Source organism: Paucilactobacillus vaccinostercus DSM 20634 (genome assembly GCF_001436295.1).
GTDB lineage: Bacteria > Bacillota > Bacilli > Lactobacillales > Lactobacillaceae > Paucilactobacillus > Paucilactobacillus vaccinostercus.
This window is the reverse complement of the sequence record NZ_AYYY01000011.1, coordinates 65186-90877: the sequence shown is the minus strand read 5'-3', so window position 1 is coordinate 90877 and position 25692 is coordinate 65186. Positions and strand designations below refer to the sequence as shown.

General features: G+C 39.6%; 28 protein-coding genes. 4 read left to right on the top strand and 24 right to left on the bottom strand.

Translation table 11 applies throughout. From position 1 onward, the window contains the following. Positions 1–79 precede the first annotated feature (79 nt). The 8 genes from FC26_RS13140 to miaA form a co-directional block, all read right to left on the bottom strand. Positions 80–208, bottom strand: a complete 129-nt coding sequence (locus tag FC26_RS13140; RefSeq protein WP_268872647.1) for a hypothetical protein — start codon at positions 206–208, stop codon at positions 80–82. A 117-nt stretch (positions 209–325) separates the two neighbouring features. Next, on the bottom strand, positions 326–745 hold the full coding sequence (locus FC26_RS03540; protein ID WP_057777850.1) for an ion channel: 420 nt from the start codon (positions 743–745) through the stop codon (positions 326–328). 162 nt (positions 746–907) lie between these two features. Further along, on the bottom strand, positions 908–1447 hold the full coding sequence (locus FC26_RS03535; RefSeq protein WP_057777848.1) for a dUTPase: 540 nt from the start codon (positions 1445–1447) through the stop codon (positions 908–910). A 19-nt stretch (positions 1448–1466) separates the two neighbouring features. After that, positions 1467–2411, bottom strand: coding sequence for a hypothetical protein (locus FC26_RS03530; protein WP_057777846.1), 945 nt, complete (start codon positions 2409–2411; stop codon positions 1467–1469). After that, a complete protein-coding gene (locus FC26_RS03525) occupies positions 2404–3285 on the bottom strand; it encodes an exonuclease SbcC (protein ID WP_420835218.1) in 882 nt (293 codons plus the stop codon). Before FC26_RS03525 ends, FC26_RS03530 begins: the two co-directional genes overlap by 8 nt. A 172-nt stretch (positions 3286–3457) precedes the next feature. Then, positions 3458–4798, bottom strand: coding sequence for a type I glutamate--ammonia ligase (gene glnA / locus FC26_RS03520; RefSeq protein WP_057777842.1), 1341 nt, complete (start codon positions 4796–4798; stop codon positions 3458–3460). Between the two features lie 32 nt (positions 4799–4830). Next, positions 4831–5223, bottom strand: coding sequence for a MerR family transcriptional regulator (locus tag FC26_RS03515; RefSeq protein WP_057777840.1), 393 nt, complete (start codon positions 5221–5223; stop codon positions 4831–4833). Between the two features lie 101 nt (positions 5224–5324). After that, positions 5325–6242, bottom strand: a complete 918-nt coding sequence (gene miaA / locus FC26_RS03510; protein WP_057777838.1) for a tRNA (adenosine(37)-N6)-dimethylallyltransferase MiaA — start codon at positions 6240–6242, stop codon at positions 5325–5327. A gap of 83 nt (positions 6243–6325) precedes the next feature. On the opposite strand from miaA, the gene FC26_RS12455 reads away from it, so the two are divergent. Next, positions 6326–6502 carry a DUF3042 family protein gene (locus FC26_RS12455; protein WP_083483737.1) on the top strand — a complete coding sequence of 59 codons (177 nt, stop codon included), beginning with the start codon at positions 6326–6328 and terminating at the stop codon, positions 6500–6502. 48 nt (positions 6503–6550) lie between these two features. On the opposite strand, the gene FC26_RS03505 is transcribed toward FC26_RS12455, so the two are convergent. The 6 genes from FC26_RS03505 to FC26_RS03485 all read right to left on the bottom strand — a co-directional run bounded on the left by FC26_RS03505 (position 6551) and on the right by FC26_RS03485 (position 11404). Further along, on the bottom strand, positions 6551–6964 hold the full coding sequence (locus FC26_RS03505) for a rhodanese-like domain-containing protein (RefSeq protein WP_057777836.1): 414 nt from the start codon (positions 6962–6964) through the stop codon (positions 6551–6553). Between the two features lie 28 nt (positions 6965–6992). Continuing rightward, positions 6993–7961 (bottom strand): ROK family glucokinase, encoded by a 969-nt coding sequence (locus FC26_RS03500; RefSeq protein ID WP_057777833.1) that lies wholly within the window; start codon positions 7959–7961, stop codon positions 6993–6995. Continuing rightward, the gene (locus FC26_RS03495) at positions 7958–8188 is read right to left on the bottom strand and encodes a YqgQ family protein (protein ID WP_057777831.1); all 231 of its coding nucleotides are present in this window, start codon (positions 8186–8188) and stop codon (positions 7958–7960) included. The genes FC26_RS03500 and FC26_RS03495 overlap by 4 nt, the downstream gene beginning before the upstream one ends. A 15-nt stretch (positions 8189–8203) precedes the next feature. Next, positions 8204–8797, bottom strand: coding sequence for a rhomboid family intramembrane serine protease (locus tag FC26_RS03490; RefSeq protein WP_157061027.1), 594 nt, complete (start codon positions 8795–8797; stop codon positions 8204–8206). A gap of 266 nt (positions 8798–9063) precedes the next feature. After that, positions 9064–9213 carry a 50S ribosomal protein L33 gene (gene rpmG / locus FC26_RS12450; protein ID WP_076625554.1) on the bottom strand — a complete coding sequence of 50 codons (150 nt, stop codon included), beginning with the start codon at positions 9211–9213 and terminating at the stop codon, positions 9064–9066. A gap of 124 nt (positions 9214–9337) precedes the next feature. Next, on the bottom strand, positions 9338–11404 hold the full coding sequence (locus FC26_RS03485) for a peptidoglycan D,D-transpeptidase FtsI family protein (protein WP_057777828.1): 2067 nt from the start codon (positions 11402–11404) through the stop codon (positions 9338–9340). A 215-nt stretch (positions 11405–11619) separates the two neighbouring features. Between FC26_RS03485 and FC26_RS03480 the strand changes: the two genes are divergently transcribed. After that, positions 11620–14259: a YfhO family protein gene (locus FC26_RS03480; protein ID WP_057777827.1), complete on the top strand. Its 2640-nt coding sequence runs from the start codon at positions 11620–11622 to the stop codon at positions 14257–14259. A 64-nt stretch (positions 14260–14323) separates the two neighbouring features. Here the strand turns inward: FC26_RS03480 and FC26_RS03475 are convergent, their stop codons facing one another. The 9 genes from FC26_RS03475 to FC26_RS03435 all read right to left on the bottom strand — a co-directional run bounded on the left by FC26_RS03475 (position 14324) and on the right by FC26_RS03435 (position 22697). Next, positions 14324–14632 (bottom strand): HesB/YadR/YfhF family protein, encoded by a 309-nt coding sequence (locus tag FC26_RS03475; protein WP_057777825.1) that lies wholly within the window; start codon positions 14630–14632, stop codon positions 14324–14326. Between the two features lie 124 nt (positions 14633–14756). Beyond that, complete coding sequence (gene greA / locus FC26_RS03470) at positions 14757–15233, bottom strand: transcription elongation factor GreA (RefSeq protein ID WP_057777824.1); 477 nt, start codon at positions 15231–15233, stop codon at positions 14757–14759. Between the two features lie 80 nt (positions 15234–15313). Beyond that, on the bottom strand, positions 15314–15955 hold the full coding sequence (udk, locus tag FC26_RS03465) for a uridine kinase (RefSeq protein ID WP_057777823.1): 642 nt from the start codon (positions 15953–15955) through the stop codon (positions 15314–15316). Between the two features lie 17 nt (positions 15956–15972). Next, the gene (gene mltG / locus FC26_RS03460) at positions 15973–17067 is read right to left on the bottom strand and encodes an endolytic transglycosylase MltG (RefSeq protein WP_057777822.1); all 1095 of its coding nucleotides are present in this window, start codon (positions 17065–17067) and stop codon (positions 15973–15975) included. 132 nt (positions 17068–17199) lie between these two features. After that, on the bottom strand, positions 17200–19614 hold the full coding sequence (gene pheT / locus FC26_RS03455; RefSeq protein ID WP_057777821.1) for a phenylalanine--tRNA ligase subunit beta: 2415 nt from the start codon (positions 19612–19614) through the stop codon (positions 17200–17202). A 10-nt stretch (positions 19615–19624) separates the two neighbouring features. Then, positions 19625–20671, bottom strand: coding sequence for a phenylalanine--tRNA ligase subunit alpha (gene pheS, locus FC26_RS03450; protein ID WP_057777820.1), 1047 nt, complete (start codon positions 20669–20671; stop codon positions 19625–19627). 289 nt (positions 20672–20960) lie between these two features. After that, positions 20961–21296: a winged helix-turn-helix transcriptional regulator gene (locus FC26_RS03445; RefSeq protein ID WP_057777819.1), complete on the bottom strand. Its 336-nt coding sequence runs from the start codon at positions 21294–21296 to the stop codon at positions 20961–20963. 29 nt (positions 21297–21325) lie between these two features. Next, positions 21326–21829 carry an HD domain-containing protein gene (locus tag FC26_RS03440; RefSeq protein ID WP_057777818.1) on the bottom strand — a complete coding sequence of 168 codons (504 nt, stop codon included), beginning with the start codon at positions 21827–21829 and terminating at the stop codon, positions 21326–21328. 91 nt (positions 21830–21920) lie between these two features. Then, complete coding sequence (locus FC26_RS03435; protein ID WP_057777817.1) at positions 21921–22697, bottom strand: TrmH family RNA methyltransferase; 777 nt, start codon at positions 22695–22697, stop codon at positions 21921–21923. A gap of 61 nt (positions 22698–22758) precedes the next feature. On the opposite strand from FC26_RS03435, the gene FC26_RS03430 reads away from it, so the two are divergent. Both FC26_RS03430 and yidC read left to right on the top strand, forming a co-directional pair. Then, positions 22759–23028, top strand: a complete 270-nt coding sequence (locus FC26_RS03430) for an acylphosphatase (RefSeq protein WP_057777816.1) — start codon at positions 22759–22761, stop codon at positions 23026–23028. Positions 23029–23142: 114 nt separating this feature from the next. Next, positions 23143–24087: a membrane protein insertase YidC gene (gene yidC, locus FC26_RS03425; protein ID WP_057777815.1), complete on the top strand. Its 945-nt coding sequence runs from the start codon at positions 23143–23145 to the stop codon at positions 24085–24087. A 107-nt stretch (positions 24088–24194) separates the two neighbouring features. On the opposite strand, the gene FC26_RS03420 is transcribed toward yidC, so the two are convergent. Beyond that, entirely contained in the window at positions 24195–25652 is a 1458-nt protein-coding gene (locus FC26_RS03420) for a HAMP domain-containing sensor histidine kinase (RefSeq protein ID WP_057777814.1), read from the bottom strand. Positions 25653–25692 lie beyond the last annotated feature (40 nt).

Here is a 25692-nt window from a genome sequence, read left to right as displayed (position 1 = left end):
TCAAAATTCGAGGTGATGGCTCAATTAATTTTGCCGGTCTGTTATTGGGTGCTTACTTCTGGTTAAATTTGTTAAAAAGTTATTTTGCATCTCGATATGTTTGATCTGCAAAATGCTTGCCATTCTGTTGCTTTTTGAGATTATTTGAATAAAACTGCCACCCAGCAGCAAATAATAGAACTAACACGATTACCAAAAATGGAACCATAAACAATCCCTCCTTGCAATTTTTACCTTATATTACAATGGTAATATAATTGTAATAATTTGCAAGATGTTGCCGTCAACTAACCTAAATCTTTAGTAATTCGTAACTTTTTTGAATTTAAGTCTCAGATTTGTTTTCATGATCTTTTTGAATCATTTGTGTCAGTGTGTCAATCTTTTGGGTAAGCTGCTCATTTTCAGTTCGCAATTCCTCCATTTTGCTAAGTATTTCATGTTCACTTTGATCCAAATTACTGCTACCAAAATACGTCGTAATGGCGCTAGTCAACATTCCAATAAAACTAATCCCAATAAACATTAAGACGACTGCAGCGATTTTACCAACCGTCGTGTGTGGTGAGATATCCCCATATCCAACGGTAGTTGTTGTCACGATTCCCCACCAAAAAGCAGTTGCTAAATGGACTTTTTCTGATATTGCAAACGTAATTGAAGCGCCAATTAACGCAATGATGTAAACATAAATGAGATAAATAAAACCATCAGTTTTAAAAAATTTCACAATTTTTCGCCGCATTTCCTCACTTCCCCAATAATATGTCTTACATAAAGTATATCGGATTTAGGCCTAATAAAAAAAGTAATCACACTTACATGTCATTACTTTTTGATATGAAAAAGATAATCAAATATTTATTTAAGCTGTTCAAAATTAACAAACACTATTATATCAAAGTTTTTAGTAGTCGTTAGCCTGTCGATCTTCATTAATTTGATATTTTTCGAAATAAGCCGACATAATATCTGACTCTGAGAAGCCGAATTCAACAAATGCTAATTTCAAAAATAGGCGCCAGGCATGTCGAAAATCTTCTTGGCGGTTTTCAAAATAACTGTTATACAGCATATGCTTAATTGCTAAATATTCCTTGTTGAGTTCCGTTGGGCGACCATTTTTTAGCTTCTCAATGCCCTCTCGATCTAAAACAATCAAGTGAGTCCATTTTAATTTAGCACTCAACAACAAAAAGAAATCGAGCGCATCCACATACTCAGTTAATAACGTCTCCCGAGGTGTTTTATCGGGATCACTTTTGCCTCGATGCGTTTTCCAAACCTTAAACCACTCGGAAGTGTTCGCAATTTCAGCTAACTCAACATCTAGTGATACAAAAACATTTTCTAAGCTCTTTTTTGCCGACATCACAATTTCACGATCTTCAGCAATTTCACGATCCAATCGAATTGAATACTGCAGTAACTTTGTAATATCTAACATTTAAATAAACTCTCCTAAATTAATTCGCAAATATAAGTGGATCAGATTTAACTTCTAACGCCTCTCGGTTGTTTAGGTACCAGGTCTGAATCAGTGGATATCTAATTAACAAATCAAACAATGATACCGCCTCTCTGTCATCATCCACTCGGAACGACCAGTGTTGCGAGTCCCCTGAACCTGGAGCAACACCTAATTCTAATGAGATGTTATGTTCCAGTTGTAGTTTGGCACCAACACGGTTAACCAAATTAACCAACATGTAATCCGTTTCCGCAGTTTTAACAAACAGTCGATCAATAACCGTTAGTTGTAGACCATCCTGTTCGAGATAGTAATCTGTTCCGTTGGCGGCATCTAGGATGCCAAAATCAACACTAAACCCAAAATCTTGTTTTAGGTAGTGGGTAAATGCGATTAACGGATATACGGCCTGTTCCAGTGTTTCAGCTGCAACATCTTGATTCTGAGCTAGTTCGATAACAAACAGGTTTATTAAGGCTCGATTATTAAAACGCAACATACGGCGCTCTAAGTTAATGTAGCATAGTTTTTGCTTCGTGATTGTTTCAACAAAGAACGCCCCACCATTTTCGCTCCGTTCAAGGTCGAATAAAAATTTGGCTTGCCCTAGGATTGGAGACAAAGAAGCACTCAATTCACCAGTTCGTTGGTTAAGTTGAACGACTAACGACTTATTATCATGCATTTCAAGCAATCTCCCCATGAATAACAAGTAATAGTCCCGTGGTTGGTACTGATGTGGAAACTGAACATATTCCGAATTCACATCCATCACTGTTAACTGCGTTGCTGCATCAAGAAGTGTCTCGTAATCGTCAGTATCGACTAGCTGATCGATTAACTGAATATACTTACGTCCCCTCAATAAGCCCTGTTTCACATTCGCACTAAAATCATGCAGCTGTGAAGTCGTTGTTAATGCTTGCTCTTCATTAGTCACGATCAGCCACCTGCTTTTCATTACTCAAAGTATCGAGATAGTCTGCATAGAGGTTTCGATTTGCGGCTTCAAAATCGGCAAAGCTACCAAATGTATCTAAAATACTTTTCTGTTCATAACTTAAAATAGTGTTCTCTTTTGATAAAGCTAGAACACGAGATTCATTATCTTTAATCGTTTTCAATGCATCACGAGCCTGCTGATCCTGATCTTCCAACGTGCTAAGCTGATCAATTAGATCTTGCCGGGCTTCTTTTTGCTTGCCTGATTCCCATGGCATCCCCGAACGTGATGTTACTTCTTTTAATTGATCTTGTAGTTGAGCCTTCTGAGCTTCTCGCTCCTTTTGATTGTCAATTAATCCTTGCAAATAGTCGTTTTCTTTTGAGACCGCCTCAATCTTACCGCTATTGTAGCGTTTGTTTTCCTTCGCTAATTCAAATGAATCCGTTAGTTTTTGATATTCAGTCTGATCAAACACGAAGCGAATATTAAGAACATCTAATTCACCAAATTCGCGTCGATCCCACCAGTTACCAAAATAAATTTTAAAATGGCCATGTTGGAATTCTTCGTAGTAAAAGAATGGGTAGGCCTTGCCTAAATACTTAATTAGATTTTCACTTAAGAAATTACTAAGCTCATCGGATAAATTATCAACAAGGTTTACTACGCTAATATTATTTTCTTGATTCTCACGATGTAGTACAGCCGAAGTGTAACGTTGGTTGTCTAATAAAGCAAAAACTTGTCGATCATCATGATCGGCAACCGCTTGCTGCAATTTTTGTAAATATGTAATCTTTAGCGAAATTTGTTCATCAATTACGCTACTGGCACTTTTATGATCATCTTGATCTACAATATTCGTCATAATCATTCTCCCCATCAATCGGTTTCATAGGTCTATCTTACCGAATTTTCGCGCGACTTTAAAGTATTCGCGCCGCGATCATTGATTTTTTTTAACAAATTAAACTGATCAATATAAAAAGCCCAAGATTTTGAAAACCTTGGACTTAAAAAACGATCGATTTAATTTTTAATTAATACATTTCCATGTATTGTTCACGTTCCCAATCGGCAACTTGTTGACGATATGCATCATATTCAAGTGTCTTAGCTTCAAAGAAACTCTTGTAAAGATGAGTGCCCATTGCATCACGGACAACGTCATCAGTGGCCAAATACTTAAGCGCATTGTGTAAGGTACTTGGTAAGCTAACGATGTTATTGTCTTCACGTTCACTTTCGTCCATTCGATAGATATTACGATCAACACTATCACTAGGCGTTAAGTCATTCTTAATCCCATCCAGCCCAGCTTCCAATACCGCAGCAATTGCCAAATATGGGTTAGCAGAAGGATCAACTGAACGTAATTCAAGACGCGTTGAAACGCCACGTGAATTTGGTACACGGATAAGTGGTGAACGGTTAGAACCTGACCAAGCAACATAAACAGGCGCTTCAAAACCAGGAACCAAGCGTTTGTATGAGTTAACAATTGGATTTGTAACAGCCGTGAAATTACGAGCATGCTTCAAAAGGCCACCCAAGAAGTTGTACGCAGTATCAGATAAGGATAGATCACCGCTTTCATCGTAGAAAGCATTCCCTTGACCGTTAAATAGCGACATATTAATGTGCATACCGGATCCGTTAATTCCAGAAAGTGGTTTAGGCATAAATGTGGCGAACAATCCGTACTTACGAGCAACTGTCTTAACCACTAATTTAAATGTTTGGATATTGTCAGCCGCTTCCAAAGCATTTGCATACTTAAAGTCAACTTCATGTTGCCCTGGTGCAACTTCGTGATGTGCTGCTTCAATTTCAAAGCCCATCTTTTCAAGCTCTAAAACAATATCACGTCGACAATTTTCACCTAAGTCCATGGGTGCCATGTCGAAATAACTTCCCTGATCATTAAGTTTAGTCGTTGGTTTGCCGTTTTCATCCATCTTAAACAGGAAGAATTCAGGTTCAGGGCCAATATTGAAGTCAGTGAAGCCAGCCTTCTTCATATCACCTAAGACACGAATCAAGTTGTTACGAGGATCTCCCGCAAATGGTTTACGGTCTGCAGTGTAAACTTCACAGATAACACGAGCAACCTTTCCATGTTCTGCACCCCATGGGAATACTAACCATGTTGACATATCTGGGTAAAGATACATGTCACTTTCTTCAATCCGCACGAAGCCATCAATTGATGAGCCATCAAACATAATTTTATGAGCCAATAACTTATCTAATTGACTAATTGGAATCTCCACATTTTTGATTGTGCCAAATAAATCAGTGAACATCAATCTCAAAAATCGTACATTTTCATCCTTAATTAACTGTCGAACCTCATCATCAGTATATACATGCTTGGCCATACAAATACCTATCCTTTCTTATACCCAAAACGCTAAAATGGTTTTTGTAAAGGTGAAGTTGGTTGAGAGGACATCCCCTGCAAACCACCCGCACGGAGGATCTCATCATGAAGAATTTTACGAACATCATCGTCAGTGAGCGACTTTCGCTGTTCTTCCTTACGCTTCTCAGATTCCACTTGTTTTTGACTGAAAATCTCACGAATACCAGCCATGTTCAATCCTTCATCAAGGTAATCCTTGATCTCAAGTAATCGATCAACGTCGTTTAATGAATATAAACGTCGATTACCATCGCTTCGTTGTGGTTTAACAAGCTCTTGTGTTTCATAATAACGAATCTGACGAGCAGTAAGACTGGTGAGTTTCATAACCGTCCCCATCGGCAGAACTGCAAGCGAACGTCTAAGCTCTTTCTCCTTCAAAATGATCCCTCCTTCCTTACTACGATAAGATCATAACAGTGATAAAACTAAAAGTCAACGGCTCATGTTATGTTTTATAACATAAACGAAAAGTATTAATTTTATAACCAATTTGCTACTTTTTTCTTAATTTCCGAAACCGAGTGTTGGCCCGTGACTAGATCAAACCAGATTACATCCATTTTGTTACGAAACCATGTTAATTGTCGTTTAGCATAGTGGCGTGAATCTAATTTAATTTTCTCAACCGCCGAATCGAGACTACATTGGCTTTCAAAATAGTCAAATAATTCATGATATCCAATTCCTTTGCCAGCCTGTAGTTCGCGTCCTTGATGCTCAAAGAGCCACCGTGCTTCCTCTTCTAGGCCATTCGCCATCATCAAATCTACCCGTGCGTTAATTCGGTCATACAAAAGTGGGCGATCAGTTGTTAGTCCAATAAGTAATGTTTCAAACTCAGAGGGTGTATTCCGCTGTTCCGAGAATGGATGTCCCGTTTTCTCAATCACTTCTAAGGCCCTAATTAATCGGCGTACATTATTCGGTGCAATTTGCTGAGCAGCTTTAGGATCTAATTCTTTGAGCCTTTGCCAGACTTCCTGAGGCTCATGTATTTTTGCGAACTGCTGCCATTGAGCTCTAATCTCCATTGATCGCTCATCAAATTGGTCGTCACCTAAACTCAAATTTTCTATTAATGCTTGGAGATAAAATCCAGTTCCGCCCACAATAATTGGCAGCTTTCCTCGTGATGCAATTTCTTTAATTTGTGTGGTAGCTATTTTTTGAAATTCGGCAGCAGAAAAGCGCTCCGTAATATCACGAATATTAATCATATGGTGGGGAATTCCTTGCATCTCATCGGGCCTAATTTTGGCAGTTCCAATATCAAGATGTCGGTAAACCTGCATTGAGTCACCAGAAATGATTTCGCCATCAAAATGTTGCGCCAATTTAATTGATAAAGCTGTCTTCCCGACAGCCGTTGGGCCAACGATTGCAATTATTTTAGTCAATTTACTCAACTCCTTTATCTGAATCACTGGTAAAAAGAGACCAATTCTTGCATAATGTAAGTAACATGATTGGAGGGACCAATATGAAACAATTTGCAAAAGGATTTGTCATTGGAACGGCTGCCACAGTTGGCGCCGTGTTGGGTGGTGTCTTTACTTTCCATAAACGCGTTGTGAAACCAATTGAAGAAGAAGAAACACGATTTGAGGAAAATCGTAAGGCCGCCGTTCGAAAAGGCCGTTCTGCACATAATAAATAGTCAACATATTAGGGGCTGAGATAAGCAATATATCTCAGCCCCTATTTTTTAATATTTTTTCGCCTTAGTTTTTCCTGTCCAACGAGCATAACCATTTTTTAGAATATAAATATCCTGATACCCCTGCTTGCCTAATGAAGCAGCTGCACGTGTACTCATCGACATCCCCTGATCATACAAATAAACTGGTAGATCTTTTCTAATTTCTGCATATCGCTGTTTTAACATGCTATATGGTACGCTTCGAGCACCCAAGATGTGTCCCTTATCAAAATCATTTTTTTCGCGTAAATCGATCACTTGTGCTTTCCGCATGCCTTCCGTAAACGCTTCTTCTTCCAGCACGGTCGAATACTTCTTACGTCTAAACGACTGTACCACCGTTGTTACAATCCAAATAATGATTATTGCAAATAAGATTACATCAATCGTAATCAACGCATTACTAACTCCAACTACCAATTCTAATTCCTCCAAATATTAAATTACACTACATAAATCGTTTTGCTAGTGATGCGGCACCGATAACCCCTGCATCATTACCCAACTCGGCTAATTTGAGTGTTGTTGAATCGCGTACGGTCGCAAAGGCAAATTGCTGAAATGCAGCATTAACACGTGAGAGCAAAAATTCTCCAGCTGCCGAAACACCACCGCCGATCACTACAAATTCAGGGTTCAAAATATTGCTAATATTAGCGCTCGCAAGCCCTAGATAATGTGCAACACGGTCCACAACTTCATTTGCCAAATAATCGTCTTCTTTTTCAGCCAAATCGAACACAATTTTTGAAGTAATCTCCTGACCATCATCTACCATTGCCTTTAACTTGCTATCGCCAGCATATTCTTCAGCAGCATCCGTTGCCAAATGTACAACTCCAGTTGCAGATGCATACTGCTCTAAGCAGCCGCGGTTTCCGCAGGTACAGAGGTACCCCTCTGGTTCCACGATCATATGCCCAATTTCACCACCAGCACCATGGATCCCGTGAACCATTTCGCCATTAGTGATGATACCACCACCAACGCCTGTGCCTAATGTAATGAATGCGACTTCATCACCGTTGTTGCCAGCACCCTTCCAACGTTCACCCAAAGCAGCAACGTTGGCGTCATTATCAAGTGCGGCTTTGAGTCCAGTTCCAGTCTCTAACTGTTCAATCAGTGCTTGTGGCTTTTTCCAATTTAAATTAAAAGCCCCTGTTACGGTTCCGTTTTTCAAGTCGACAGTCCCTGGAGTTCCAATTCCTATTCCAACAAACTGGTCTCGAGACATTTTATACAAATCAATATGATGATTGATGGAATCGACAATTTCTGGAATAATATGCTGCCCTTCATCCAAAATATTTGTTCTAAATGCCCATTTTTGTTGCACATCACCGTCGAGGGTCAAAATGGCAAATTTAACAGTTGTCCCACCAAGATCAACACCGATTAATTTTTTACTACTCATTGTTCGTCCTCCTTGAGACCATTCTTTGCTTCAGATTGCTCTTCCAAATGGTGTTCATGGCGTAAAACCACTTTTGCTTTTAAATAATCGTCACGCTCAATGACTCCGGATTTAAACAGGTTATCAAGTTCCAGCGCTGTTAATTCAATATCCCACTTTCGCTTTCCAACATAAACGTAGACACCGAACCGCTTGAGTAATTGTTGCACATCGTATAACGTTTTCATTTCAATTACCCACCTTTAGATTATTTTCATACCCATTTGATAAAACAAAACAACTACTACAAGCAATATGATGCCACTTAGAAAACGCTTTATCAAGTTGATTTTGCCAATTTGTGGTGTTCCAACTACATATCCCATCAAAAAACCACCAACTAGTCCACCTAAATGACCATATATGTCGACTCCGGACATAAATAGGTCAAATACTAAATTAATTCCAACAAATATCAAAAATTGTCGACTTAACAGACGAATATAGGGATTATGGTGAAATGATTCTCCTAACATCAGGAAGGCTCCAAACAGACCAAAAATGGCCGTACTAGCGCCTGCAGAAAGAGCATCAGGTAGGAATACGAAACTTGCCAAATTTCCCGTCAGTGCACTCACAAAGTAAATTGCTAAAAATCTTGAATGACCAAACATATTTTCAATTTGTGTTCCAATATAATAAACTGTCACCGAGTTAACTACTAGGTGCATTAACCCAATGTGTAAAAATACTGGTGTAATAAGTCGCCACCACTGTCCCATTTGAATATAGGTAGTAACCTTCGCACCAAAGTTAACTAAAACTTGAGTATTTGTCGATCCACCAGCTAATGTCATGAGAATAAAAATAATCACTTGAATCAAGACGATTGCTTGGGTACAAAAAGCCTGATCGCGTAAATTTTTCCAATTTAATATTGTGCTCCACCACCTTCAAATTTATGAATGCAATCTACTACATGCATTCCTGAATCTCATTGTAACTATACCACCGGTTTACGCAATCAAAAAATGTGATTGCTTTACGGATACAAAAAAGACTGGAACAAAATAATTTGTCACCAGCCTCTTGTTATACTTTGTCATTAAGACATCATACAGAACTACTTTGTTTCACGATGTAACGTAACTTTATGATCCCGTGGGCAATATTTCTTTAATTCAATGCGGTCGGGATTGTTACGACGGTTCTTACTTGATAAGTAATTCCGTTCATGGCATTCAGTACATTCTAAAGTAATGTGTACGCGCATGGCTGAAACCTCCAAACTTTTTTTAATCGGGTGGAACCCTAACTCGTATTACTATATCATTAAATGATTATTTTGACTAGTAATTTCTCTAACTTTGTTAAGTAAATTTCCTTGACATGTTATTTTAATAGCCACTGGATGATTGAACTGTCTTCCAATATGCCTTATAAATGTCATGCCCCATCTGAACATTCACAGAGCTACTGCTTGTGGATGCACCTGGAATTGCCAAGGCAATAACCACCTGTGGATCTTTGTATGGGCCAAACATGATCAAGCTATGCGTCAACGTCGAAGTTGTTCCAGCAAATGTTTCGGCCGTCCCAGTCTTAGCAGCAACAGCTGGTGAAAGATCTTCTAGCTTACTACCTGTCTTATATGGACTGGATCCATGAACAACCATATACATCCCTTTACGGACAACATCAAACTCTGATTTTGTAGCATCAATAGCATTCAGCACGGTTGGTTGGGTCGTGGACTCAACTTTCCCAAGAGAGCCATCACTATTTGTCCCCCGAACCTGTGAAACTACATAGGGTTTCATCCGGTAACCACCATTAGCAATCGTAGAAGCATACTGTGCTAACTGCATAACAGTGTAACTATCGTAGTTCCCATACGATAAATCAAGTGCCTTCCCAATAACACTGGTAGAACCAGTATATCCGGTAGTTTCACCTGGTAAATCAATCCCCGTTTTAACGCCAAGGCCAAACTGGTTAAAGTATCCTCGCAGCTTCGTGAAGATGCTAGTTGGCATGTTAAGTGAACTCCCTGCCACATACTTTGTACCAGCTTCCTTCATCGCAAGTTGCATCATATACGAGTTAGATGATACTTCTAGCGCTTCTTCGGCTGTAATAGGAACCGATCCGGTTCTATTCCACCACGAACTCTTACTTGCCGTTCCAGCAACCTTGATTGGTTGGTCATTCAGTGTATTACTATTTGGTGTAATAACGCCGTCCATCAATGCCCCCATGACAGTGGCACCTTTAACAACCGACCCCATAACGATTGGATGGTTAATCGATCCAATTTGGTCATCAGTAACCTTACCAGTATTGATATTACGATCAACTCCGGCCATGGCATAGATTGCACCAGTATTGGGATTCATAACGACCGCATATGCACCAGTAGAATTACCAATGACTCCTGACGACTTATACGTGGACTTAAGGATCTTTTGAACCTTGTTTTGGAACTTCGCATTAATCGTCAACACAAGGTTATCACCTTTTTTACCAGCATATTTAGTCACTGCTTTAGTAATCTGACTTGATCCACTGCCGGAAGAAACTTCCGTTTGTGACTTAGACCCAGCCAACGTAGATTGATATTCTTCTTCCAAATAGCTTTGTCCAACACTATCATTTCTGGAATAGCCTTCGGCAAGAAGTGTATTAACCTTGTCACTTGGTAAGCCGGTCTTTTGGGTCGACACGGTCCCAGTTAATGACTGAATTGATTTTCCTTGTGGATAATTACGTGACCAACTCGTACCAACTTTAACACCCGACATTTCGTTTAGATGTTCACCAACCTGAGCTACTTCAGCACTAGTAACCCCACTTTCCTTAAGGTAAATCGTTGAAAGTGAGTAAGCACCACTCATTTCTGCGTAAATCATCGCTTTGTTCTTTTGACTGGCACTTAATTTATAGAAGCTCGGATGTTTATCCAAATAGGCTAATTCTTTATCAGCTTTAGCAGAATCAGATAATTTACTGCTTCCTGGAATCTGGGCCAATACTTTTTTTACGTTAGCCTCACTAGCCAGGAAGTAGTCTTGCTTATTTCGAGTTGTCAACTTGGATGTTGAGACAGTCAAATACTTGCCCAGTGTATTAGCAGTTTTATAAATTTCTGTTGCCGTAGCAGATTCACTCTTCGTGTAGGTAATGGCTTGATGCGCTTCATTACCAACCAATACTTTCCCTGTTGAGTCATAAATCATCCCACGCTGGACACTATTGGTTTCAACACTCGTATCAGATCGGTTAACCTCTGCCTTGTAGGCATCTCCATTCAGTACCTGAAGATAGAACAACCGAATTGCGAGTACTAGTAGTAAAACGCCAACTGTCCAAAGCAAAAAATTCAGTCGAAACGGAATCTGTGATTGAACTGTTTTCTTACTGGATCGTGACTTAAATCTGTTTTTGATACGCGTCGATAATTTCAAGTGACCTAATGCTCCTTAAACGTTATGTATACACAGCGACTAACCGTTGTGCATCTTGCACCACTTCCATTTTACCAAAACTTCATAAAATGAACTAACTTCGAACTTATTTTTTCGATGTCATATGTTATTCTATACGAAGTGCAAACAAAGAAACAGCGATTTTGCGTAATTTTAACTATTTCAGTAAATTTTTTGATTTGAGGTTGAGAGAATTGCATTTTTTTAGAAGATTTAATCGAACACATAGTATTTTATTTTTAGCCTTTTTACTACCAGTTATTCTAATGGGAAGCTATTTTGCATACCGTTCTATGGCCCCCTTCGGCTCTAGTAGCATTCTAACGGTTGACCTCGGACAACAATATATCGACTTTTATTCGTATTTCAGATCAACCTTGCTTCACCACCCAGAAACGTTCTTCTACTCTTTCTCTAAGGATTTGGGCGGTGATATGATTGGAATTTTTTCATATTATTTGATGAGTCCCTTAAACTTAATCATCTTAGCATTTCCTGGTAAAACACTATCCATCGGCGTTTTGATCATCCTATTGATCAAGTACGGGCTTGCCGGTTTAAGTTTTGGCTGGCTCCTACAAAAAACTAAGTTACAGTCAGGTATTCGCGTTCTTGCCTTCTCAACAGCATACGCTCTAATGGGATGGATGATTGCCAACCAGCTCAACGTTATCTGGTTAGATGTTCTATACCTACTACCACCCATTATCTGGGGTCTAATCAAGTTGGTTGATGAAAACAAGCCTTGGGTCTACATCATTTGGTTTTCAGCACTATTGATTGTTAATTACTATATGGCTTGGATGGTTGCAATCTTTACAATTCTGTTTATGCTCTGGCAACTCACAAAGCAATCATTGGGATTTCGAATTAGTTGTCGACGGTTTTTAAAATACATTGGTAGTTCGATTTTATCCGGGCTATTTGCCTGTATCCTTCTACTACCAACATTTTATGCATTATTGCAAAGTAAGGGAACTTACACTGAAACCAAAATTAGCTGGAAATTCGAATATTTTCCCTTTAAAATGTTGGGAAAGTTAATTACCGGATCATTTAACTTTAAACAAATGCCAAGTGGTCAACCTAATTTTTTCGTAGGAATGTTAATGGTGATGGCTTTTCTTCTATTCTTCATTGATCGTCGCTATCACTTAAGGTTACGGCTAGTTTCTGTCGCAATTACCGTTTTCTTCATTTTTTCATTCTGCGTTCAACCCTTGGACCTTCTTTGGCATGCTGGTCAGTTTCCAGTTTGGTACCCATACCGGTTTTCATTTTTATTTTCATTCTGGATCTTATGGCTTGCCGCACATGTTCTGACCCCTAATTTTAGAATTGGTTGGAAAAAAATTGTACCGCTAGTCGTTATCATTATCGGGCTGCATGCCTACTTGAAATTAAATTTAAGTTCGTTTTCATACATCGATGATAGTCAATTATTAATCAGTATTGGTTTTTGTTGCGTTGGTTTGGTATGGCTCTGTATTCCCAGATTCTACTCTCCAGTCCTATACGACCTACTCTTTTGCATGCTTGCCATTTTCGAAGTGGCCACAAATGCATATATTTCGCTTAACAATATTAGTTACGTGAGTCAGTCTGATTTTGGCGACTACACAACTCAGCTCGATAAGACCGTCAATAAGATCAAAAAGTCAGATTCCGGCTTTTACAGAATTGGCAAAACGTTTATGAGAACTAAGGACGATACGATGCAAGCTGACTATAATGGTGGGTCACATTTTGGGTCAACTCTCGAACCAAGTATTCCTAGTTTTATGGGATCCATTGGCGAACCCGATGGTGACGGTTTTGTTGCTTACACCAATGGCACTCAAGTCACTGATTCATTATTAGGAATGCAATACTTTATGGATGCACGTCCGACTACCTCGATTATTGGACAACGAGAAACGTCATCAATTCTTCCAACTACTTCAAATAAACCTGATCTCAATCGACAAACGCTAACGAGCGAAGATACGCTCACTAAGACATACAAAAACAAACGAGCACTATCACTAGCATTTGCCGCATCTGACAAAATTAATACACTTAAGTCTACAACCAAGGATCCGGTTGCTTGGCAGTCTGAAATTTATCAAACGTTAGCCGATGATACCTCTAGTTCATCATTATTCTCGGTTCAAAACTTTGATCACGTAACCTTCCAAAACGTTCAATCATCAACTAAAATCACTGGTACCATCTTCACGAAACAAAGTCTCTTAAAACCAGCCTCCGTTACTTTAACATTTGTCCCTAAGACAAATGAATCCTACTACCTTACTTTTGGGGCTAATTTAACGGATAATGCAGCCTCTTACTACCTAAATGGTAAAAAGCTCACACAATATCCAACATTTCGAAATACGGTTGTCATCAACGTTGCTTCCAAGCAAAAAGGACAACCCGTCACAATTACCTTCAAGCTTAAACAACAAAGTTTATGGCTTCAAAACATTAGTCTTTATAAATTAAATCAAAGTCACTTTGATCGTTTGAACAAGACGCTTAAATCTTCGCCTTTAAACATCACCGCACATTCAAATACTAAAATTACTGGGACAATCAACGTTAAAAAGAATCATCAAGATTTGATGACAACTATCCCATACTCCAAAGGATGGCATATCTCTGTTGATGGCAAGCAAGTTCAAACGCGTAAAGTACTTGGTACATTCTTAGCAGCAAAAATTTCAAAAGGGCACCATAAAGTTGTCATCAGTTATCACCCACCATTCTTCATCTTAGGGTTACTTATTTCCGGTATCTCAATTGGTGGTACACTCTTATACAAACTAGTTTGGCGGCAAAAGCACCTAAAATAATGATCGATATTATAGAAGACGACGTAACCATTTAACGGTTACGTCGTCTTTATTAGTCTTAGTCCTATTCCAATTCATTATTTTGTTGATATTCGTATATCGGGCCATCCGTTTTAGGATCATATTCAATCGTCAAGTCAAATCCTTTAAAGAACCATTCATCCAATTCTGCAACGAAGTAATGAATTCCATCCTTTTCCGTATCAACGATCGGATCAATCGGATGATCATCACGTGACATGCCAATCGAAAAGCCATCATGAACTGGTGTTTTGCCGTAGACCTTACCAAAAAATCTGACACCCATTCCATGCTGCAATCCCATTTCATCCTGAAACCACTGACTAGCACGATCTGTAACTGAAATTTGCATTGACTTTCTCTCCCTTTAGCTCAATTGTATCCGCTTACTTTCATTTTAATGTAACTTCAAACGTTATGCAAATTAAAAAGCCGTAGCACAAATAATATGTTACGACTTAAAAACGATCCTTTAACTATTCAACTGATAAAATCTTAACGGTCATACTACCGTTCGGAATTTGAATTGAAACTTCATCATTAACCTTATGGCCTAATAAGCCGACAGCGATTGGTGATTCATTAGAAATCTTGCCGGTTAATGGATCTGATTCAGACTGACCCACAATGGTATATGTTTCAGGTTCTTCATCAGGAAGCTCCTTAAAGGTAACCGTGCGGCCCAACGAAACCTCATCTGTAGCAACTGCTTCACTATCAATTATCTCGGCGTTGTGTAGCATTGTTTCAATAGTACTGATTCGGCCTTCCACGAATGCTTGTTCATCCTTAGCTGATTCATATTCTGAGTTTTCAGACAAGTCACCATAGCTACGTGCAATCTTGATCCGTTCAATAACTTCGGCACGCGTTTTTGTCTTTAATTCTTCTAATTCATCTTCCAGTTTTTGCTTACCCTCAAGTGTCATTGGGTATGTTTTTTCGTCTGACATTTTGTCACCCCTACATTAAATTAATACAACCAAAACATTACCATGTTACTGGTTGCTTGTAAACCAAAACCGCAATGAAACTATTTTCCGTGATGGGCTAAAATATCACGAACTTTTGTCGTTAGCAGGTCAATTGCAACTGTATTTTCGCCACCCTCTGGCACAATAATATCGGCATACCTTTTAGTTGGTTCAATAAACTGATGATACATTGGTTTGACCGTTGTTAAATACTGATCAATTACTGACTGAAGTGAACGGCCCCGCTCCACCATATCTCGTTGAATGCGTCGAATGATTCGAATATCATCGTCCGTATCAACAAACACCTTAATATCTAGCAAGTCACGTAGCCGTGGATCATCAAGAATTAAAATTCCCTCTAAAATAATCACATCACGTGGCTCAGTACGTACCGTCTTGTTCGAACGCGTAAATTCAGAATAACTATACACGGGCATTTCAATCGACTCATTATTCAATAACTTTTTCAAATCACTAATTAACAAATCAGTATCGAACGCCAGTGGATGATCATAATTCACCGCTTTACGTTGCGCCATAGTCATTTGGGCCTGATCATTATAATATGTGTCTTGCGCAATAATCATAATTGACTTTCCAGCCAACTCATCATAAATAGCTTGACTAACAGTCGTTTTACCGCTACCAGAACCACCCGTCACCCCAATAATAAGGGGCCGCTTTTTAGTTTCACTCACAGTTTATATTCCTCTCGTTATTGATTATCCTTTGCTAACTTACTGGTAATTTTTTGGTGCTGTGCATACGTTTTTGAGTAATAAACCTTCCCCGTTTTTGTATTTGCTACAAAATACAAATATCCTTTACTGCGTTGAGTTGGATTTAATACCGCTTGAACAGATTGCAGACTGGGACTATTAAATGGTCCAGGTCCATAACCTTTATTAGTATATAAGTTATAAGGAGAATCAACCTTTAAATCCTTATACGTTAAATTTTTCTTGTGTGTATTTAAGGCGTACATCACCGAAATATCGGATTGAATTGGCATATTTTTATCGAGTCGGTTGAAGAAAACGCCCGCAATTTTTCCGCGGTCTTTACTTGTAACACCCTCGCGTTCAACTAGCGAAGCCAACGTTAACACTTCCTGAACACTTAAATGTTTTTTAGTCATCGTATTAAAATAAGGCTTTAGCTGCGTATTTTCTGCTGCAACCATTTCATTAACCAATGTCTTCAAATTTTTCAGGTTTGATACATCATATGTGGCCGGATAGAGATAACCTTCTAAACGGTACCGAACGTCCTTGGCCGTCATTGTTGAACTTAACAATTGTGGATACTGTTTGGCCAACTGGTCTAGATAATTTTCATCTTTCATAAGTGCCAAGAACTGTTTAGCAGAAAATTTTGTTTGCTTTTGAACAGTTTTGGCAATTTGGTCAATGGTCTGCCCCTCTTGAACCAGAACTTTACCTTTCTGGCCAATTAACGGTGTGGAGCTCCCACCCTTTTCGAGCTTATTAACTACTGTAGCAAGATTCATCGATGGTTTCAGAACATAGTATCCTGCGTTAAATGATGTTTTGTTGTGTGTTTTGATGTAATAATCGAAAACCCACGAACTCTTGATTAATTTTTTATCTTGTAGAATTGTCCCAATCTTCTTATTTGAAGCACCCAACGGAATTTTCACTTGAATCTGTGTGTTCTTTGCCGAATTAACAGGTTTCATGGCCGAATTAATATAAACTTTCGTCCCTATTAACCCGCAAATTAGTAGAATAACCACGATAGCTGCTGCCCACCAATATTTTTTCTTATGACTATGCTGTTGCTGATTCATTAGCTTACCACCCTATTTTTATAATCCCGTCCATTATACTAAAGTTTTTCACAATAGCGACACTGAACGTTAAATTTAAACTTTTAAATTAAATTTAAACGCAAAAAGCAGCGTAAACGCTGCTTAGTTAAATTAGCGAATCTCAACATTAAATTGATCGGTTAGATAATCAACTACTTTGTCGAAAGATTCATTAACTTGATCTTCAGTCAAGGTTCCTTGGCTGTCTTGATACGTCAATGTATAGGCAAGGGATTTTTTATTTGCAGGCAAATGGGCGCCTTCATAGACATCGAACAGATGAACGTTAACCAAATGAGCGCCACCTTTTTTATTAATAGCGGCTAAAATTTCATCATTAGTTGTTCCTTCATCAAGAAGTAGTGCAATGTCACGACTAATTGCGGGATACTTGCTAATCAGTTGGTAATGGCGAGACTTCTTTGCCGCTGCCAAAATTAATTCAAGATTCAGCTCAAAGACATAGGTTTCAGGGATCTTATAATCCTTGGCAACTTGTGGATGAATCTGTCCAATAAAGCCGGCCAGGGTTTCACCAATATAAATATCCGCAGTGCGGCCAGGATGCATTTCCTTGCGTTCATGATTGGCAACAAACGATATTTTTTGTTGCAACGCCATATTGGTCAGATAGCGTTCTACAATTCCTTTGGCATCATAAAAATCAACGTGGTGCTCAGTCTGATGCCAATTATCAGTCAAAAGCTCACCGGTTAGGACACCAGCAAGATGTTCCTGTTCTTCAGGCCGTTTTTGATCTGGATGGGTCACGAAGATTCGGCCCTGTTCATACAATTGCACATCTTTTTGCTTACGAGCTACATTATATGCAACATCCGTTAACAACCCGCTAATTAAGCTCATCCGGGCAGCAACATGGTCTTGACTCATCGGATAATCTAGCTGCATGGGATTACTATGGGGCTCAACTTGGAACTGTGTTGCCTTTTCCGTGGTCGTTAAAGAATAGCTAATCGCTTGATTGAGGCCTAATCCTTCGAGGACGTGACGACTAGTTCGAATCAACTGTTGTCGTTCCGTAAGCGCCCCAATATTACTACTTTGTTCAGGGAGCGTTGATGGTAGATTGTCGTAACCATAAATACGAGCAATTTCTTCCAACAAATCGGCTTCAATGTTAACGTCCCAACGCCGTGCTGGTACGGTTACTGTAATCTGTTCACCATCAATTGCAGTTGTAAAACCAAGGCGATCAAAAATATCAACAACCTCTTCTACGTATAACGTCGTTCCCAGTACATGATTAATTCGAGAAAGCGAGAGCACGATAGTGGGTGTAATAAGATCACGTTCACTTCCAGTAACAATTCCCTTTGTGACCGCACCACCACCAAGTTCGGCAATCATTTGGGCAGCTTCATTCAACGCCGTTTCAACTGTTTCTGGATTAACGCCACGTTCAAACCGAGTTGATGACTCGCTATGCAAGTCATGACGACGTGCCTGTTTACGTACCAAAATTGGATCGAAGATGGCAGCCTCTAAGGCAACACTCGTTGTATCGTTAGAAATAGCCGTTTCAAGGCCGCCCATTGTTCCAGCCAAAGCAACAGGTTTGTCACCAGCAGTCACAACAATATCCTGTGAATCGAGTTGACGTTCGTCTTCATCCAACGTCACAAATGGTTCCTCATGCTTTGCAAAACGAACGCCAATTTGTTTTGCGGGTAATTTAGCATAGTCAAAGCTGTGTAGTGGTTGTCCATATTTCAACAGGATGTAATTGGTAACATCCACAACATTACTAATTGGACGAATTCCTGCATTCCAAAGCCGGATTTGAAGCCACAGTGGGCTCTCCTTGACTTGAATATCTTGAATCACCCGCATCTTGTACGTTGGTGCAAGTTGTGTATCAGCGATGTTGACAGCCACCAAATCTGAGGTTAACTGTGAACTATTTTCATTAACCTTTTGAACCTTAAAATGGGACTTAAGGTCATAGAAGGCCGCAATATCGTTCACATTTCCCAACATACTAAACATGTCACCGCGATTAGGGGTGATATCGGTATCGATAATAGTGTCATCCATTCCAAGATATGGGAAGACGGATTCGCCGGGCTTAGCGTCATCTGGCAAGAACCAAATCCCTTCATCGTAGGCTTTTGGTGCAATATTCTCACTGAAGCCAATTTCTTGAAGTGCGCAGAGCATTCCTTCAGATAATTCACCACGCATCTTGCTTCGTTTAATCTTGATGTTGTTGCCAATTCTGGCGCCTGGCAGTGCAACAATAACCTTCTTACCGGCCACAACATTAGGTGCTCCACACACGATCTGTACGGTATCCTCACCAGTGTTAACTTGACACAGTGTTAGATGATCGGAATCAGGATGTGGTGTTGTACTTTCAACATAACCGACCACCAATTTCTTTAATCCATCGCTGGGTGAATAAACATCATTAATATCGACAGATGTTCGGGCAATTTTTTCAGCTAAGTCCGCAGGCTTAACATCAATATCCAAATACTCTTGTAACCATTGGTATGAAACTTTCATAATTGACTATTTATCCTTTCTGGTCGAACTGCGTGAGGAAACGAACATCGTTTTGATAAAAATCACGAATGTCTTCAACTCCGTATTTAAGCATTGCAAAGCGGTCAGGCCCCAACCCAAATGCAAAACCACCGTATACGTCTGGATCAACTCCAGCCATTCTTAAGACGTTTGGATGCGTCATTCCTGCACCTAAAACTTCAATCCAGCCGGTGTTCTTACAAATCGAGCAACCTTTTCCTAAGCAGTTAAAACAAGTAATGTCCGCTTCCACTGATGGCTCTGTGAACGGGAAATAACTTGGACGAAGACGTACTTTGAGTTCATCGCCGAATAATTCTTGCGCAACGACTTCAAGTGTTCCCTTCAAGTCAGTCATCGTAATATGCTTGCCAATAACCATTCCTTCAACTTGGTGAAATTGATGGCTATGTGTAGCATCGTCAGTATCACGACGATAAACCTTACCTGGTGAGATCATCTTCAAAGGTCCCTTGCTGAAGTCATGTTTTTCCATCATTCGTGCTTGCATTGGAGACGTTTGAGTTCGCATCAAAACTTCTGGTGTTACATAGAACGTATCTTGCATATCGCGCGCTGGATGATCTTTTGGCAAGTTGAGCATCTCAAAATTATAATGATCTTCTTCTACTTCATCCCCAACAGCCACTTCATACCCCATGCCAATAAACAGGTCCACCAACTGATCAATGATTTGTTGAATCACATGTGGTTGTCCTTGAGAGACAGCGCTCCCCGGAAGCGTTACATCAATCGTTTCTTTGGCTAGTTGTGCATTAATTTTAGCTTGTTCCAGTTCGGCACGTTTACTTTCAATGGCCCGTGTCAAATCATCCCGGATCTCATTAGCAAATTGACCAATCTTAGGCCGCTCTTCAGCACTTAAATCACGCATGCCCCGAAGTGCTTCCTTAATCGGACCCTTTTTGCCAAGTAATTTAACTCGGATATCGTTAATTCGATCTAAATCTTGACTACTATCGACATCTTTAAGACCTTGCTGACGTAGCTCATCTAATTTTTCGCGTAATCCCATTATTTTCTCCTTTTATTTACAAAATAAAAAAGCCCCGCCCTAAAAAAGGGACGAAGCTTCGCGGTACCACCCTAGTTTGTGGTAAATCCACACACTCAAGTAATTTTTAACGGTTATTAACCGGACACAATGTGCCGACTTCGGAAGTGAAATTCAATATGACCCACTAACTACCACTTTCAGTCCAGGGTGGTAGCTCCCTAATAATGCGTCATCATCTACTAGTTTCCATCAATGTCTTTATAACATACGAATACTATTCTAGTGAACATCGGGGCAATGGTCAAGCTTAATTTTCACCAAACCATTTATCTCCCCACTGATGTGCGGCATCCATTACCGGTCCCAATTCGCGGCCTTTCTGAGTTAACGAATAGTCCACCCGGCTTGAATCAGGATGTGTATTACGTGTGACAATCCCACAATGTTCTAACTCTTTTAGACGTTCAACAAGGACACGATCACTGCATTTAGAAATACTTGCAACCAAATCCTTAAAACGAACGGTGCCTTCGTTCAATAGTACCTCGATAATGAGGCCATTCCACTTTTTACCCAAAATTGAAAAAGTTTTTTCAAATTTAGGACAAAGTGTAAAATTAGCAACTGATTCTGTTACTGCCATCAAGTCCACCTCCCCTGGTAAACAGATAGTTAAACATTAGCTCTAAGCTTGATTCGTTGATACCATCCGTCAAAGCGTTGACGAAGTGGTGAGAAAAACTCATGTTCAGCTTCGTAGTCATCTACCAAAGAAACAAGTAAACTTTCTTTGTACTTTGGTAACGCCAAAGTAGCGCCAAACATATGCTTCAAAATAATGTCTTTTTCCATATCATTCAACGGTGTAATTTTTTCAGCATTTCGTAGTGCAACTCGGGGATGAATAAATGCATGCGACCCTAAGTTGAACTTGGTAGTTCTCCAGTCGTAATAAAATAAGTCATGCAATAACCCAGCACGTGCAACACTGCGATAATCCAAATGTAATTTTTTAGCCAGCTCATAGCTGTCAAACGAAACTGCAATTGAATGGTCCAGGCGGTTTGAATGATGATGTTGAGTATACTGTGATAGTTTTTGAACAGCTGGTTGACGAAGTAAGTCTTCAACAATTAAGACATATTCCTCGTCATTTTGCCACGCATTTCTTTTCATACAGAGCCCCTTTTCTTAATACTGACAACATAATACACGCATTCAGGAAAAAAGCAAAGTTTTTCGCTCATTGTCTCATTTAAATTTAAAACTATTTAATCTTTTGGTTGAGTTGGAACATCAATATGCCAGCTGAAATTGCAACATTCAAAGATTCAGCTTGACCGTTCATCGGAATGTAAAGATTGGCTGTCGTTTCGTTAAGCGTAGTCGCGTCCATACCATGGCCTTCGTTGCCCATGATTAACGCAAAATCTTCTACAGGTGTTACTTCACGAAAATTAAGCGCCTGCGGGTTCAGCTGAGTGCCATAGACAGGATGACCCTCAGTTTTAAATAACGTTATCCAATCAACTAAATCACCCTGTCTAAGATGTAAGTGAAATTGACTCCCCTGCATTGCTCGTACAATCTTTGGAGAGAATAAATCAGCAGTTTTTTGACTGGCCACAACTCCGGCAAAACCAGCTGCATCGGCAGTTCGAATCATTGTGCCGATATTCCCCGGGTCCTGGACACGATCTAAAAATAGCCAGGCGCCATGGCTAGTTTCAGGTTTTGTAAATCGATCTCCCGGCAACTCAACTTCTGCCGCAATTCCCTGTGGTGAAACGGTATCCGTAATTGTCGCCATGATTTCATTTGTAACTTCATAAATCGGAAACTCTCGTGTTACAATATCGTCATGCAAAGCCAATTGCTCTTCAGTTGCAATTAAGGCCACAATTTGATTGCCGGCATTAATTGCTTCTTCTACCAAATGCCATCCATCTAATAGGTAGGTATTTGTTTTTTTTCGTTGTTTCTTAGTCTGTAATTTTTTCCAATCTTTAACGTGCTGGTTATGCACAGATGTTATTTTTTCCAAATTTATCACTCCAATGCGACCTCAATTATAACAGATTGTTCCTAATAAGAAGGTGAAAAAAATGAAGGCAGTCAAAATAATTGCTTCTGGCATCGTTCAGGGAGTTGGATTCCGCTGGGCAGTGGCCAAAAAAGCCCGCGAATTTGAGCTTGGTGGTAAAGTCCGTAATCAAGCAAACGGTAGTGTTTACATAGAAGTCGAAGGGGCAGAACTTGTCATCGATGAATTTATAGACTTTATTAACCAAGGCCCCATTCCATTCGCACACGTCAAAAATCTTCAAGTGACAACAGCAACTCCACAAGCGTACCACACATTTTATATTGAATAGTACCGTATCACTGCTAATAGTTATCGAAGTTAGTAGCTTTTCAACAGCAACTACTGTATAGTTTAATACGTTTATGATTATTAATAATAAGGGTAAAAGGATTTGATGAATTAGATGAAGAATAAGAAAATTTCACTCATTTCCGCGGTAACAGTCCTAGCATTGTTACTAAGCGGATGTGTTCGCACTAAAAACGGTAAGCCTTATGGCATGATTTATGACGATTTAGCTAAACCAACTCAGCATCTTATGGAATGGCTTGCCAACTTTTTCGGCGGTAACTATGGTTGGTCAATCATCGTGATCGTCTTTGTCGTTCGACTGATTTTACTACCAGTAATGATTAGTCAAATGAAGAAATCAACTATTCAGCAAGAAAAAATGGCGATGGTTGGCCCACAAATGCGTGATATTCAAGCACGTCAGAAAAAAGCCAAAACACCTGAAGAGCAAGCTGCAATTAGCCAAGAAATGATGGCTCTCTACCGTGAAAATGGTATTAGTATGACGGGTGGAATTGGCTGTTTACCACTCTTAATACAAATGCCAGTATTCGCTGCCTTGTATGCCGCAATTCGCTACTCGCCAGATCTTTCAAGCGCAACATTTATGGGCGTTAAACTTGGTAGCCCAAGTATCATTTTTGCAATTTTATCATTCGTTGCCTATTTAGTTCAGGCTTGGGTATCTATGCTTGGCGTTCCCGAAGATCAAAAGAAACAAATGCGGATGGCAATGTTTATTAGTCCAGTAATGATTTTATTTTTCACCATGTCATCATCTGCCGGACTTGGCATTTACTTCTTCATTGGCGGGCTCTTCGGAATCATTCAGTCACTAATTATTAATCTTTATCGGCCGCATATTAGACGAAACATCGAAAAGCAACTCAAAGAGAACCCACCAAAGGTCGTTAAACCAAAAGTCGTTGTTCCGGCCGCAGATTCAACAGAAGCAGCAAAAACAGCCCTTGCCAATCCACATTCGGATAGTAATGATGAATCAACGCACAAAAATAACCGCAATCGTAATCAAGGTAAACAACAACATCGAGACTAATAGTGTCCGATATTAATAAAGGCTTTCACAAATGTGTATGTTTGTGAGAGCCTTTTATGTATATAAAAAGGTTATGCCACTTATTGACACAACCTGTAATAAATTTTCTAATCGTCTAAACTTTTAATATTTTCCTGTATTACTGGAAAAGTAACTTTGAATAACGATCCATATCCCGCAGAACTTTCAAGAGCAATGCTACCACGATAGCCTTCAATGAGTCGTTTGGCAATGGATAATCCTAATCCATTACCTCCCTTCTTCCGGCTCCGCGCTTTATCCACGCGATAAAAGCGGTTAAAGACTTTATCCATGTTATCTTGAGAAATACCTTCACCAAAATCCTGTACCCCTATTTCGACCTGATTAAGGTTACGTGACAATGATAAATGAATCTCTTTGCGTTCCGTAGAATACTTGACGGCATTATCACAAAGAATAATTAAAATTTGTTCTAAGTGATCTCGGTAAATTTTGGCCACCGTGGGTTCCTTCAAATCATCATCCAGCGTGAACGCAAAATCTGGATGAATCATTTGAAAATTATTAAATACTTGGTGTACAACTTCGCCGACGTCTGTCTTTTCATCCCTAAAATTAATTTCAACCTGCTCAGCACGACTCAAGTCTAGCATTTCCTGAACTAAGTCCTGCATCCGCTTGGTTTCTTTAAGGGATGCATCCAATGATTCGCTTAGGACCTTGGGATCATCTTTTCCCCACCGATTCAGCATTTCCATGTGTCCTTGAATAATCGCCACAGGCGTTCTCAATTCATGCGAAACGTCTTCAACAAATTGGGACTGCTGCTCAATGTAACGCTGCATCCGATCCAACATTTCATTAAACATTTCGCCGAGGTCAGATAATTCATCACGTCGATGCATCTTTGGAACACGCTGATTATCAGTTGGATCATCACGAATGGCAGTCAACGTATCATGAATTTCATCAATTGGCCGCAAAAGAAAATACGAGAGCACATACCCCAAAAGGCCACTGGCTATCACAACAAGTACTAACACTAGGACCGAAATTAGGAACAAGCGGTGCGTGACTTGATAATATCCGGTTAAACTGCTGGTTACTCGGACATAACCAATTTTCGGATGATCGGATCTGCTGCTGGTTACCGGCATCGTCCCAACAATATTTTTATGAGATCCCTTTTTAACCGTTTGAATTTTTTTATGATCAACAATTTTATCTGTTGATGGCGCGTGATCAGTTGAGAACACGAGTTTTCCATTCAAATTGTAAACTGCAATTGACAAGTCTGAAATACTGAGTCCATTGATGATTCCCTTGGCACTCTGATCATCAGTCGACTTGTCAGCTAGGCCATCACTATATCTTACTAGACTGCGTACATGGCTACTAGTTAACTCATCCGCACGACTGTCAGATAACCGTCGCTCAACAGACACTAATGACTGATTAACAGAAGTCTGTTCTCGTTTTAAAAGATCACTCGTGAAAGATTGAAACAACACAAATGTTAGCAGCGCAAAAATTAGTAATGCCCCGATGGCCGTTCCGAGAGCCCACTTAACTTTTAGGGACATTCTATATTCGGCTGTCTTCTTTTTAGTAGAATTCACAGCA